Source organism: Micromonospora sp. B11E3, from assembly GCF_039871625.1.
GTDB lineage: Bacteria > Actinomycetota > Actinomycetes > Mycobacteriales > Micromonosporaceae > Micromonospora.
Map to the genome: position 1 here is coordinate 130334 of NZ_JBDPMC010000008.1, position 12720 is coordinate 143053.

Here is a 12720-nt window from a genome sequence, read left to right on the forward strand (position 1 = left end):
CCCAGGTGAACGCACCCCTCACGTCGCCGTTCCCGGCCGGCGCCGAACTCGTCACGACCGACCTCGCCGCCGCCGGCGCCTTCTACGCCGACCTGCTCGGCTGGACCTGCACCACCTCCACCGACGGGCTGACCGCCTCCGCTGAGGGCGTTCCCGCCGCCGAGCTGCGTGCCGGCCCTGGCCCGGCCCGGTGGTGGACGGTCTTCGGCGCCGACGACGCCGGCGCCGTCCGGGCCGCCGCGGGCCGGGCCGGAGCCCGCCTGGACGGCGACGAGGTGCACGACCCGCTCGGCGGTGGCTTCCGCCTCCGTACCGGCGTCGCGGCGACCGCCCCCGGTCCCGGCCGGCCCTGCTGGTACGAGTACATGACGTCGGACCCGGCCGCGGCCGACCGGTTCCACGGCGCGGCCCTGGGCCTGCGGGCCACCGTGCCGCCCGGCGCCCCCGACGACTCGTATGCTCTGCTGGCCTCGGACGGCCCACCCGTCGCCGGCCGCCTCGCGACGCCCCCGCCGCTGGACACCCTGCTGCCCACCGGCTGGATGGTGTACTTCGCCGTACCCGACCCGGACGACGTGGCCGAGCGGGCCCGCCGGCTGGGCGGGCGGCTGCTGGTGCCACCGCGCGACGTGGTGACCGGCCGGGTCTGCGCGCTCGCCGACCCGGCGGGCGCGGTCTTCACGGTCATCCGGCCCGCGGGGACGGGCGGGTAGGAGCCGACGGGTACCGGATAACGGGTTGCCTCCTTCCCTCGCCTGCGGCACCGTTCGCGGCGTGATCGAGACGCGGGTGCTCGCCGAGGGCGACTGGCGGATGTGGCGGGAACTGCGGCTCGCCGCGCTGGCGGAGGCACCGTACGCCTTCGGCGCGCGACTGGCGGACTGGCAGGGCGACGGCGACCGCGCGGAACGCTGGCGCGGCCGGCTGGGCATTCCCGGCTCGTACAACATCCTGGCGGTGCTGGACGGGCAGCCCGTCGGGATGGCCAGCGGGGTGCCGACCGACCAGGACGGCGTCGTCGAGCTGATTTCGATGTACGTGGCGCCGCCGGGACGCGGCCGGGGCGTCGGCGATCACCTCGTGCGGGCGGTCGAGCGGTGGGCCCGGCAGGCGGGCGCGGGGACGCTGCGGCTGGCCGTGGCGGCGGGCAACGAGAACGCCCGGGCGCTCTACCGGCGCAACGGCTTCCGCGACACTGGTGAGCTCGGCGACCTCATGCCCGACGGCGTGCGCCGGGAGCACATCATGGCCAAGGGCCTGCTGGCCTGACGGCCGGCCCGTGAAGCGGCGCCGGCGTCACAGCCGCTGCAACAGCCAGACCGGGTCCGGGTTGACCACCGCCTCGCCGCGCGCCACCACCGTCGGGACCGTCTCGTTCCCGCCGGTGACGGCTCGGACCGCCGCCGCCCCGGCCGGATCACGCCAGATGTCGACCCAGTACGCCCGGCCGGCCCTGCGTCCGAGCCGCAGCCGCAGCCGCAGGCAGAACTGGCAGCCGGGGCGCCAGTACACCACCGGTCGGCCGTCCCGCGCGCTGCGCTGCTGTGCCTGCGCGGCCGACACGGACCTCGGGAAGGCCAGCGGCGAGAACAGGACCGCCGGCACGAGGAAGAACAGGAACGCGATGACCGCCGGCACCCACGTGTCCTGGTTGAGCGCGACGAGCAACCCACACGCGAGCATCACGCCCGCGAACCGCCAACTCCGCAGCACGCGCCGAATGCTACCGCCGGCGTCGGTCGCCCTCGCGCGCCCGGATCTCGCCGCTGGCAACGGCACCGATCCGAAACACGGGACAACTGGTGCGTCGCGTCCAGTCGGTTCGCTGGCCACAGGCCACCTTGTTCCACGATGACACCATGGCGATCGATGTCCAGTGACCTCGTTTCCGCCGCGTCAGACGGGAGTCGATGTTGAGAACAACTGTGCCAACCCGGCGGAGGAGCCGGTCCGGAAAGCAGCTCTCGCGGGTGGCGATGCTCGCCGCAACGATCGCCGCGGTGTCGAGCGTCCTGACCGGACCGGCCACCGCCACCGCAGCACCGTCGCCGTCCCGACTCGCCACCACCACGGCACCGTCGCCGGTGCCGTCCGAGTCTCCGTCAGCGGCCGCGACCCCGGCCACGACGACGAGCGCCGCGAAGGCGTCCACCCCCGATGGGACGCCGACGAGGAGCACCGGCGGCGCGAAGCCGGACGGCTCGCGTACGACAGGCTCCGGCGGCTGCGGTGGCAAGCTCGCCTTCGGCAAGATCGAGAGTTGTCCGTCGATCAGCGGCGAGGAGGAGAACGTCTGGACGGTCACTTCGACCGTGGACGGGGACACCCTGTACGCCCGGCTGAGGAGGATCTCGGGCGAGAGCCTCGACGCCCGGGTGAGCGGCCCTGACGGCGAGGTTGTCTGCTACCTCGGCCCCTACCTCGACGAGTGTCGGCTCGGCGTCGCCAGCACCTACACCGTCACCGTCACGCTCTATTACGGCCACGGTGAGGGGGCCTACACCCTCTCGGTCGAGTCGATGCGTGCTCCGTCGGAGTGCGACAACCTGCCGGAGAGCTTCTTCTCCTTCGCGTCCGCGGGCCGTAGCGGCACGCTGCCCGCCGGGCTGGCCGTGCACTGCTTCAAGTTCAACCAGCCCACGGGCACGGTGCTGCAGATGATGGACCAGAACGGCACCGGTGACGTGCAGGGTCCGATTCTCGACGCGCAGTACCAGCTGACGGGATGCCGTGTGCACCACACGACCGAGTGCACGCTGAGCGGCCCCGGGCCGTACCGGCTCTTCCTGGAGGAGACGTACGGGAACGAGGCCCTGTACACCCTCAGGATGCCCCGTATCTCACACTCCGTGGGGTGCCCGACGCTGCCGTTGGCGTCCTTCGGCGATCCCGGTGCCGCCGTGGGCCGCGGGACCGTGCCGGGCTACGACGGCGTGACCTGCCACGCCCTGAGCAGCACCGAGGCTGGCACGGTCGTGGTCCGCTTCAACCAGGACGCGAACCAGCATCTCGACTGGCGGGTGTACGACGCTGACGGCCGGCGGGTCTGCGAGGAGTACTTCGCCGCCCGCTCGTGTGCCCTGCCGGTGGCGGGCTCCTACACTCTGTTGACGCAGAACCAGTACTGGGAGCCGGTGTCCTACCAGGTGGCGGCGACCGCGCTCCACCGCACCGAGGGCTGCGCCGCGGCCACCGGCACCAACTGGGACCAGCCCACCCTGCTGCCGCACCAGACCTCGGCCGTGCAGACGAACTGCCAGCCGTTCCACGGCGAGGCCGGCGACCGGGTGATGGTGTACCGGGGGCCGACCACCTACAACGAGGTGTGGTCCTGGCTGGTGGACGAGCACGGGACCGTGCTCTGCACGGAGGGGTCGGAGGACGACGGGTGCGTCCTGCCCGCCACCGGCACCTTCCGGGTGATCTCGCACCTGTTGTATTGGGACGCCGGCAGCACGGACCTGACGTACATGATGCAGGTTCGGCGGCTGTCCAACCCGGTGGGCTGCCCGACGATCACGCCGGGTGCGTACGACGCCGCGCCGGCCGGCGCGCTCGGGGGCATCCGGTGCCGCAGCCTGGACATCCCCACCGAGGGCACCTTCCTCGTGAAGGCGGTCCGGGTCGACAACTACCGCGAGTACGGCACCGTCTACGACAGCACCGGCCACAAGCTCTGCACTGGCATCCAGTGCCAGATTCCAGCGGCCGGGAGGTACACCCTGGTGCTTGGCGGCAACGGCGCGGACTCGGTCATCGATATGGAATCCCGATACGCGGTCGCCCTGCTGCCGTGGCTACCCGCCGGCTGTGAGCCGGTCTCCGACACCGGTTGGCAGGACGCGCCGCACCGCGGCGAGTTCACCGCCGTCGGCCAGCACAACTGCCTTCAGTTGACCAGCCCGGTGGGCGCCCGGATCGTCGAGCTGCTGCCAGGTGACGCGACCAGTGCCGGCTCACCCGAGGTGACGGTGCTGGACTCGACCGGCGCCTACGTGTGCAGTTCGTCCTCTTCGTTGCGCCAGTCTCAGTGCACGCTGACCGGCGAGGCGCCGTTCTTCGCGGTGCTCAACTCGCCCGACGGAGCGCCGACCGCGGCTTACTCGCTCGCCTTCGCCCGGACCGACGGCCCGCCGGCCTGCCCGGTGCTGCCCGGGGACGCGACCGGCGCCACGGTGACCACCGCGGCGGACCGCTTCGCCGTCTGCTTCTCGATCCCGGCGGACCAGCACGCCGCGAAGGAGGCGATCAGCTGGAAGCGGACCTCCGGCGCGGGTGACGCCAGGCTGTCGGTCTTCAGCGCGACCGGCAGCCGGTACTGCGGCCCGACCAGCCAGGCCGTCGAGCGGACGATCTCCTGCTCGCTGCCGCCCGGACAGGTCACGGTGATCCTGGAAACGGACGCGGTCGATGCGACGTACCAGCTCACCCACCGGGACGCGAGTACGCCGGCCGCCTGAGCCGCGGCGGACCGGTCCTCCAGGGTCGGCCCGCCGAACCGGCAACACCACGCGGGGATGCCCGGCCGGTGCGTCAGCGCCGGCCGGGCGTTCTCGCCGTTCGCGGACCATGATTGAGCTTGTCAAATATTTCCACGTCGCTATATCGTGCCGGTGAAGCGCCGGACCCGGGCGGAGGGTGGTCGGAATGGCAGCCGCAGCGGTACCGGTGGCACATCGGGCGGTCGACGGACGTCGGTTCGTACTCGACGGCTCGCTCGACCTCACCGCGCCGTTCACGTCCGTGGCCGACGTGACGATCGACGGCCGGCTGCACGAGTTCACGGCCGGCGTGAGCGGGCTGGCCGACGACGTCGCCCGGGCGCTCGGCGTCGACCGGTTCGACGAGGAGCTCACCTACCAGGGCGGCTCGCTGCTGACCGCGCGTACCCGGCCGTACGACCCGCAGATCCGGCTGACCGAGGACCGGCTGGTGGCGGTCTGGCGGGGGCGGCGGTACTGCTTCTTGACCGAGCTGTACGGCGCGGCGACCGTCGACCTCCTCGGGGTGCTGCGGAAGCTGCGCGTCGAGGAGCACGACGACGGACTGACCCTGCGCCCGGCCGGCAGGGGCGGCGCCGAGTTCGCCGCGCCGGCGACCGTGCTCAAGGAGGTCCCCGGCCTCGGCCTGCTGGAGATGGCGCCGCTGACCCGACAGCGGGCCGCGCAGCTGCCGTCCTGGCGGGGGCTGCGGACGCAGGCGGGCGAGCTCTTCCGGGACACGCTCTCCGACGGGAAGCCGTACTTCGTCCTGGCCACGGAGGACACCTGGCTCAGTCTGGTGCCGCTGTCCGACACCGACCTGGAGCAGGTGCCCACCCTGGTGAACCAGCTCCGCGTCTCCAGCGCCGGGTAGGCCGGGGTGTCCGCCCTGGTGGCCGGCGTCGCGACGTACACCGTGCTGTTCACCCTGCTCGTCGCCGTCGCCGAACACCTGTCCCGGCCGGCGGCGCTCGCGCGGGCGTTGGCCGCGCACCGGGTGCTGCCCGCGCCGGTCCCGGTCGCCGCCGCGGTGATCGCGGCCGAGGGGCTGCTCGCCGGCGTCGGGCTGGTGGCGGCGCTCGGCGACGGCGGCGCGGTTCTCGTCGCGGTCCTGGTCGGCAGCTTCGCGCTGTTCGGCCTGTACGCCGGCTACGGCCGGCACGTGACGTCGACCGGGCGCACCGGATCGTGCGGGTGCTCCCGGATCGAGCTGCCGATGACCGGCTGGGTGGTGGCGCGGGCGGTGGTCCTCGCCGGGCTGGCCCTGCTCGCGGTGATCCTGTCCGGCTCGGTCGTGCCGCTGCTGGACCGGGCCGACGCCACCCACGCCGTCGTGCTGCTGGCCGCGGCCACCTTCACCGCGCTGCTGTGGCACCTGCCCGCCGCGATGTACGTCCCGCCCGGCGCGGCCGAGCCGGCCGTGGCCGGCCGGCGAGACCGAAGCATGACGGAGAGAGGCGGCGTAGCCGGATGAGCTTCCAGACCAGCGCGCTGATCCTGAGTTGGATCGCGATCCTCCTGCTGGCGCTCGTGGTGTCGGGCCTGGTGCGCCAGGTGCACGCGCTGTCGAGCGGGGCCGTCCAGCGCCGCCCCGAGTCGGTCGGCCTGCGGCCGGGATCGCCCGCCCCCGGACTGGCCCGGTTGGTGCCGGCGCCCACGGCGGTCCCGCTGGTCCTGCTCTTCCTCGACCCGGAGTGCGGGACCTGCGCCGAGGTGCTGGCCGAGGCGGCCGGCCAGGTCGACCCCGCCCGCCTGGAGTTCCGGGTCCTCTACCGGGACGACCCGCCGGCCCACGCGGCGGGACTGCCGATCACCGTGCTCGGCGGGCAGGGGGAGCTGTTCGAGCGCTACGACGTCCTCGTCACCCCGTTCGCCACCGTGGTCGACCGCGCCGGACGGGTGCTCCGCGCCGAGCCGCTCGGGTCCCGCGCGGCCCTGCGCCGCCTGCTCGACGGGCTCGACCGCCCATCCGGCGGCCCGGGACCGGCCGTCGCCACGAATCACCACGGAGGTCAGGTATGACCGCTCTCGACGCCGTGCCCTCGTTGCGCGGAGCCGACCCGGGGACCGGGGCCGCCGTCCGGCGCCTGCCGGCGGACGCCGGCGGCCGCAGCCGGACGGGCTGGGCGCTGTCCCGGCGCACCCTGCTGCAGGCGGGCACCGCGGTGGGGATGGCCGCCCTCAGCGTGTTCCCGGCGGCCCGCCGGGCGTACGCCGACGGCTACACGATCTACGGCAGCTGCCCCACCTACGCCAGCGATCACAACTGCTCGCCCGGGTGCGGTCCGAGCACTATCTTCGCCGACGCCTGCAACACCAGCGGCACGTACACGGGATTCCACAAGGACGACGGCGTCACCTGGATCCTGCGGCCCAACCAGTGCTACGCCGGGACGTACGACGGCTGGCTGTGGCGCTACACGGGGGCGTGCGGCGCCTGCGCCTGCTCGGTCGAGCGCCGCTGCCACGACGGGTACCGGAAGACCAGCTCGGGCTGGGTGAACTCGATCTGCCGGTGGAACACCCAGTGCGGGTGCCTGACCACGGTCAGCTGGCCCACCACCCGGCGGGGCGAGTCCGGGGTGAACGTCTACACCGTGCAGCACCTGCTGACCGCCCGGGGCCACGCGACCGCGATCGACGGGATCTTCGGCAGCGACACGGAGACGAAGGTGAAGAGCTTCCAGACGGCGGCCGGCCTCGCCGCCACCGGCGTCGTGGACGCGACCACCTGGCCGGCGCTCGTGATCGCGGCCCGGTCCGGGAGCACGGGTGACGTCGTCCGGGGCGTGCAGCGCCAACTCAACAAGTACGCCTACAAGCTGACGGTGGACGGGATCTTCGGTCCGGCGACGGAGAGCGCGGCCCGGGACTTCCAACTCCAGAACGGTCTGACGGCCGACGGCATCGTCGGGCGGGACACCTGGCGGACCATGACCGGCGGCGCGGTATGACCCGGACGCCGGCCCCGCCCGCCCGGGCGGTACGCCGTTGGATCACCGATCCGCTCGTGCCGTTCCTGCTGCTCACCGCCGGGGCGCTGGTCGCCGCCGGGTACGGGAGCGCGCTCACCTGGGCGATGATCGGCGGGCTCGCCGGCTACAGCCTCTCCGGCTCGGTTTGAACGCGCAACAGCGCGTACGCGCTGGCCTCGCCCGGGTGGCGAGATCGGGATCGGCAGGGGATCGTCCTCGCCCTGTTCACCGTGGGACTGGTCGCCGGCGGCCTGTTCACCGCGTTGCTGCTGGGGCTGCTCTCCGGCCTGTCCGCGCCCCTGCCCGCCCCGTGGCGGTACGCGGCCGTCGTGGCGGTGGCCGTGCTGGGGCTGCTCCGCGAGGTGGGCCTGGTACCGATCCGGCTGCCGCAGAACGCCCGGCAGATACCGCAGGACGTGCTGCAGCGCAACGTGCGGCGCGGGGCGCTGCAGTTCGGCCTGGAGTTGGGCACCGGACTGCGCACCTACGTCTCGGCGAGCGCGCCGTACGTGCTGGCCGTCGCGCTCCTGCTCGGCGGTCAGCGCCTGCACGTCCCGCTGCTCGCGGGCCTCGGCTTCGGCCTCGGGCGCGCGTTCACCCCGCTGGCCCGCCGCGCCGCCGGCGACGGCGACCGGTGGGACGAAGACCTGCGGGTACGCCTGCGGACGATCACCGTGGCCGCGTGCGCCGTGCTCGTGGTCGCCTTCGGCCTGCTGGCGGTACGGCAGTTCTGACTCCACCGAACCGGCGGGCGGGGGAGCGCGTCCCCCGCCCGCCCGGGCTCAGCGACCGGCCGGCGTGAGCCGGAGGGTGACCACCTGGAACGGGGTCAGCGCGAGGTCGACGGTACGGCCGTCGACCGAGATCGGGGCCAGCGCGGCGATCTCGGCGTTCTGCCGTTCGAGCAGGTCACAGACCTCGACCCGGGCCAGGTCGAAGGAGACGGTCAGGCGGGTGCGGGCGCGCCCGCCGAGCGCCTCGTACAGCCTGACCACGACGTCACCACCGCGGTCGTCGGCCAGCTTCACCGACTCGACCACGACGGCGGGGTCCGCCACCTCGACCAGCGGGGCGACCGGGTTCGCCCCGGTGCGTTCGCGCGGCGGCAGGTTGCTCCGGTAGCCCTCGCGTACCGCGTCGAGGATCTCCGCGCCGCAGACCAGCGCGTACCCGAAGCGGTGCGTGCCCCGGTCGGTGTCCGGGTCGGGGTAGCGGGGACCGCGCAGCAGCGACAGCCGGACCGTGGTGCCCAAGGCGCCGAGCCCGTCCCCGGGCGGGTCGCGGGTCACGTCGTGGCCGTACGTGCCGTCGTTGACCAGCGCGACGCCGTACCCGGGCTCGCCGACGTGCAGCCAGCGGTGGGCGCAGATCTCGAACCGGGCCGCGTCCCAGGACGTGTTGGTGTGGGTGGGCCGCCGGACGTGACCGAACTGGATCTCCGAACTGGAGTGCGCGGCGTGCACGTCGATCGGGAAGGCGACCTTCAGCAGCGTCTCCCGCTGCTGCCAGTCCACCTCCGTCTCGAACCGCAGCACCCGCTCGCCGGCCGCCAGCGACACCGTCTGCACGTACACCGAGTCCCCGTCGTGGCGGGTCACCCGGACCCGGGCCTGCCGGGGGTCGGCCGTGTCGACCATGAGCTTGGTGACCCCGGTCAGGTCGCGGCGCCGGTTGCGGTAGAACTCGTCGATGTCCCAGGCGTCGAACTTGTTCGGCGTGTCCGGGTGCACCTGCAGGACGTTGGCCGCCGCGCCGGCGCGCAGCACGTCACGGCCGGCGACCAGGTCGCGGATCGCCGACACCGTGCCGTCCGCGCCGACGCGCACCCGGAGCAGGCCGTTGTCCAGTACGGTGCCGTCCGGTCCGGTGCGCACCGACACCGGGGGCGCCTCGACGGCACGCTGCACGCCGAGCGCGAGGGCCGGCACCCCGGCCCGTTCGTGCGGCGCGGCGTTGCCGGTCAACGGCACCGACCCGGCCCCGGTCAGCGCGGTCAGCGCCGGGTCGATCAGTGCCTCCAGCCGCTCGGCCAGCCGCGCGTACGTCTGCCGCGCCTCCCGGTGCACCCAGGCGATCGAGCTGCCGGGCAGGATGTCGTGGAACTGCAGCAGCAGCGTCTCCTGCCAGATCGCGTCGAGCTCGTCGTACGGGTACGGGTGCCCGGCGCGCAGCGCCGCCGTCGCGCACCACAGCTCGGCCTCGCGCAGCAGGTGCTCGGTCCGCCGGTTGCCGCGCTTCATGGCCGACTGGCTGGTGTACGTGCCCCGGTGGTACTCGAGGTACATCTCGCCGCTCCACACCGGCGCGTCCGGGTACTCCCGTTCCGCCTCGGCGAAGAACTCGGCGGGCGCGCGGACGCTGACCCGGGGCGAGCCTTCCAGGTCGGCGACCCGGCGGGCCGTCTCGAGCATCTCCCGGGTGGGGCCGCCCCCGCCGTCGCCGTAGCCGAACGGCAGCAGCGACCTGGTGGCGCGGCCGTGTTCGGCGAAGTTGCGCACCCCGTACGCGAGCTCCCGCCCGGACAGCTCGGAGCTGTAGGTGTCGGCCGGCGGGAAGTGCGTGAAGACACGGCTGCCGTCGATGCCCTCCCACCAGAACGTGTGGTGGGGGAACCGGTTGGTCGTGTTCCAGGACATCTTCTGGCTCAGGAACCAGCGGAAACCCGCCAGCCGGGCGAGCTGGGGCAGCGCCGCCGAGTAGCCGAACGAGTCGGGCAGCCAGACCTCCCGGGGCTCGACGCCGAACTCGGCGGCGAAGAACCGCTTGCCCTGGGTGAACTGGCGCACCATCGCCTCGCCGCCCGGCATGTTGGTGTCGGACTCCACCCACATCCCGCCGACCGGCACGAACTGTCCGCTCGCCACCTTCTCCGTGACCCGGCGGTACACCTGCGGGTGGTGCTGGCGCAGCCACGCGTACTGCTGGGCGGAGGAGCAGGCGAAGACCAGTTCCGGGTACTCGTCGGCGAGCGCCACGACGTTGGAGAAGGTCCGCGAGCACTTGCGGATCGTCTCGCGTACCGGCCAGAGCCAGGCCGAGTCGATGTGGGCGTGGCCGACGGCGAAGACCCGGTGGGCGCTGGGCACGGCGGGGGCGGCGAGTACGCCGGCGAGCCGGGATCGCGCGGCGCGGGCGCCGCCGGAGACGTCGGCGACGTCGATTTCGTCGAGCATCAGCTCGAGGGCGCGGTGGATCTGGTGCCGCCGCGGGTCGGCCTCGGCCAACTCGCGGGCCAGCTCGTGCAGTACCCGTACGTCCAGGACGAGTCCGTGCACCTCCTCGTCCAGCACGGCGAGCTCCGCCCGGTCGAGCCGGTAGAGCGGCACGTCGGGCGCCGTCTCCCGGTCCCCGAACGGAGAGACCGCGCCCGTGAACCGGGGGTTGGCGGCGGCCTCGACGTACACCTCGACGCGCTCGCCCCCGGCCGCGCGCCGGGCGATCGGCACGTAGGCCGTCCGCGGCTCGATGCCCTTGATCGGCGCGCCGTCCGCGGTGTACGCCAGCCCCTCGGACCGGAACCCCGGCCCGGCGTTGTCGAAGCCGAGGTCGACGAGGAGCTCGACCCGGTGGCCGCGCATCCGCGCCGGCACCTCGCCGGTGAACCGGAACCAGGTCGTGCTCCAGGCCGGCCCCCACGGCTGGCCCACGGCGAAGGGCGTGTACGTCAGCGCCAACCCCTCCCCGGCCGGTACCGGCTCGCCGGGCAGGTGTGCCGCCTCGACGTGCACCGGCTCGACGTCCCGGTGGATGGCCGGGATGAGCCGTTCGTCGAGCGCTCGTTCGATCCGCTGGGTCAGGCTGGACAGCGACCGGTGCATCCGCGACTCCGCCGGGGCGTGGGAATGTTGCCATATATCAAATCATGTAAAGATCTCTATGTCATCGGGTGCGGGCAGGTGAGGGTGTGGGCGAGGTTCGCCCGGGTCGACGCCCGCCGGGGCTGAATCGGTGCCGCTGCGGGCGCTGTCGCGGGCCCCGGCCCTGGCTCTTCCGTCTCGATCGGCCCGGGTGTTCCGGCGGTGGGAAATCCCAAGCGGTTGTGCGGTTCTGGCGCGCCTGGATTCCTGGCCGCGAACAAACCCATCCACCGGCCTTTGCGAATTGCCGAACTTGCCGGGCGTGGCGGTTTCACAACGAAGCCAATATCTGGTTATTGGTTACGTCTTTCTCGATGTGATTGATGTTGAACACGACCGATGTGTCGACGTGATCGGGACGTATTTTTACCCCCTGTCCCCTTCAGGGAGGTGGGAACGTGTCCCGAAAACTGCCAGGAAGTCTGGCGGTCGTTGTGCTGACCGCCGCGGTCGCTTTCGCCGCGCCCGGCGCGGCGCAGGCCAGATCCGTGCCGGGCGACGGCCCGGTCGTGAGTGCCGTGGCCCAGCTCAGCCCCGAGGTCGCCCGTACGGTGACCGGCACCGGCGTCGAGGCCCGGCAGCGGGCCTTGGCGGAGTACTGGACGCCGGCCCGGATGCGGGCGGCCAAGCCCGAGAGCGAGATCCCCGCCGTGCAGGCGGCGCGCGCGGCCGGGCAGTCCGGGCAGCGCGCCAGCCAGCCGCAGGGGCCGCCTGGCACGATCGCCCCCGCCGCGCCGGCGGCCGAGCCGATTATTGCCGGCTACCCGGTCGGGCATCCGGTTGCCCGCACCACGGGGAAGGTGTTCTTCACGGTCAACGGTGGCAACTACACGTGCATGGGGACCATCGTGAACACCGAGGGCAAGTCAGCGGTGTGGACCGCCGGCCACTGCGTCATCTGGGATGGCCTCTGGGCGACCAACTGGGTGTTCGTGCCCAACTGGAACGGCTCGGCCCCGTACGGCTACTGGTACCCCACCCGACTCTTCACGACCCCGGCCAACGACGTCGGCGCGGCGGTGCTTGCCCGCAACAACGGCTGGCGCATCTGCGACTACCTGGGCGGTCAGGGCATCGCCTGGAATCGCGGGCTCCCCGCGGACGTGTACGTCTTTGGGTATTACGCTTCGGAACTCGTCGCCGGGCGCAGCCCCGCCTACGGCAATGGGAGCGACTACTACCTGGTCGTCTCCATGCCTCCTGGCACTTTCCTCGGCCCCTGGTTGATCGAGTTCGACGGCAACTGGGGATTGCTCAACGGGTACAGCGTCGCCAGGTCCGGCAGTTGCCCCCAGTGCGTCTACTCGCCGTACTACGGCAACCAGGTGGCGAACCTGTACAACGCGATCCGCTACCTCTCCAGCTGACCACCGACCTCGATGGGTGCCAGGCTCGACCTGGCACCCG

13 protein-coding genes are annotated in these 12720 nt (G+C 72.8%); 10 read left to right on the plus strand and 3 right to left on the minus strand.

Annotation, left to right across the window (positions count from 1 at the left end):
* Nucleotides 1–5 precede the first annotated feature (5 nt).
* Together ABGB16_RS06950 and ABGB16_RS06955 are read left to right on the plus strand one after the other, a co-directional pair.
* Nucleotides 6–713: a VOC family protein gene (locus ABGB16_RS06950; protein WP_347667123.1), complete on the plus strand. Its 708-nt coding sequence runs from the start codon at nt 6–8 to the stop codon at nt 711–713.
* Nucleotides 714–774: 61 nt separating this feature from the next.
* Nucleotides 775–1269, plus strand: coding sequence for a GNAT family N-acetyltransferase (locus tag ABGB16_RS06955; protein WP_347667124.1), 495 nt, complete (start codon nt 775–777; stop codon nt 1267–1269).
* 27 nt (nt 1270–1296) lie between these two features.
* Here ABGB16_RS06955 and ABGB16_RS06960 read toward each other — a convergent pair whose 3' ends face one another.
* Together ABGB16_RS06960 and ABGB16_RS06965 are read right to left on the minus strand one after the other, a co-directional pair.
* Complete coding sequence (locus ABGB16_RS06960; RefSeq protein WP_347667125.1) at nt 1297–1713, minus strand: glutaredoxin domain-containing protein; 417 nt, start codon at nt 1711–1713, stop codon at nt 1297–1299.
* Nucleotides 1714–1723: 10 nt separating this feature from the next.
* On the minus strand, nt 1724–2305 hold the full coding sequence (locus ABGB16_RS06965; RefSeq protein ID WP_347667126.1) for a hypothetical protein: 582 nt from the start codon (nt 2303–2305) through the stop codon (nt 1724–1726).
* A gap of 7 nt (nt 2306–2312) precedes the next feature.
* Here ABGB16_RS06965 and ABGB16_RS06970 point away from each other — a divergent pair, with 7 nt between their 5' ends.
* From ABGB16_RS06970 to ABGB16_RS07000, 7 genes are all read left to right on the plus strand, one after another.
* Nucleotides 2313–4460: a hypothetical protein gene (locus ABGB16_RS06970; RefSeq protein WP_347667127.1), complete on the plus strand. Its 2148-nt coding sequence runs from the start codon at nt 2313–2315 to the stop codon at nt 4458–4460.
* 187 nt (nt 4461–4647) lie between these two features.
* The gene (locus tag ABGB16_RS06975) at nt 4648–5355 is read left to right on the plus strand and encodes a hypothetical protein (RefSeq protein ID WP_347667128.1); all 708 of its coding nucleotides are present in this window, start codon (nt 4648–4650) and stop codon (nt 5353–5355) included.
* 6 nt (nt 5356–5361) lie between these two features.
* Entirely contained in the window at nt 5362–5955 is a 594-nt protein-coding gene (locus ABGB16_RS06980; RefSeq protein ID WP_347667129.1) for a MauE/DoxX family redox-associated membrane protein, read from the plus strand.
* Nucleotides 5952–6503 carry a hypothetical protein gene (locus ABGB16_RS06985; protein ID WP_347667130.1) on the plus strand — a complete coding sequence of 184 codons (552 nt, stop codon included), beginning with the start codon at nt 5952–5954 and terminating at the stop codon, nt 6501–6503. The genes ABGB16_RS06980 and ABGB16_RS06985 overlap by 4 nt, the downstream gene beginning before the upstream one ends.
* On the plus strand, nt 6500–7435 hold the full coding sequence (locus tag ABGB16_RS06990; protein ID WP_347667131.1) for a peptidoglycan-binding protein: 936 nt from the start codon (nt 6500–6502) through the stop codon (nt 7433–7435). The genes ABGB16_RS06985 and ABGB16_RS06990 overlap by 4 nt, the downstream gene beginning before the upstream one ends.
* A complete protein-coding gene (locus ABGB16_RS06995; protein WP_347667132.1) occupies nt 7432–7605 on the plus strand; it encodes a hypothetical protein in 174 nt (57 codons plus the stop codon). Before ABGB16_RS06990 ends, ABGB16_RS06995 begins: the two co-directional genes overlap by 4 nt.
* Nucleotides 7606–7686: 81 nt before the next feature.
* Nucleotides 7687–8190: a hypothetical protein gene (locus ABGB16_RS07000; protein WP_347667133.1), complete on the plus strand. Its 504-nt coding sequence runs from the start codon at nt 7687–7689 to the stop codon at nt 8188–8190.
* Nucleotides 8191–8238: 48 nt separating this feature from the next.
* Here the strand turns inward: ABGB16_RS07000 and ABGB16_RS07005 are convergent, their stop codons facing one another.
* Nucleotides 8239–11274: a glycoside hydrolase family 38 C-terminal domain-containing protein gene (locus ABGB16_RS07005; RefSeq protein WP_347667134.1), complete on the minus strand. Its 3036-nt coding sequence runs from the start codon at nt 11272–11274 to the stop codon at nt 8239–8241.
* A gap of 437 nt (nt 11275–11711) precedes the next feature.
* On the opposite strand from ABGB16_RS07005, the gene ABGB16_RS07010 reads away from it, so the two are divergent.
* On the plus strand, nt 11712–12680 hold the full coding sequence (locus tag ABGB16_RS07010; RefSeq protein WP_347667135.1) for a hypothetical protein: 969 nt from the start codon (nt 11712–11714) through the stop codon (nt 12678–12680).
* Nucleotides 12681–12720: the final 40 nt, after the last annotated feature.

Coding starts and splice junctions, on each gene's coding strand:
- ABGB16_RS06975 (WP_347667128.1), top strand. CDS start 4,648: ATGGCAGCCGCAGCGGTACCGGTGGCACATCGGGCGGTCGACGGACGT.
- ABGB16_RS06990 (WP_347667131.1), top strand. CDS start 6,500: ATGACCGCTCTCGACGCCGTGCCCTCGTTGCGCGGAGCCGACCCGGGG.
- ABGB16_RS06995 (WP_347667132.1), top strand. CDS start 7,432: ATGACCCGGACGCCGGCCCCGCCCGCCCGGGCGGTACGCCGTTGGATC.
- ABGB16_RS07005 (WP_347667134.1), bottom strand. CDS start 11,274: ATGCACCGGTCGCTGTCCAGCCTGACCCAGCGGATCGAACGAGCGCTC.
- ABGB16_RS06985 (WP_347667130.1), top strand. CDS start 5,952: ATGAGCTTCCAGACCAGCGCGCTGATCCTGAGTTGGATCGCGATCCTC.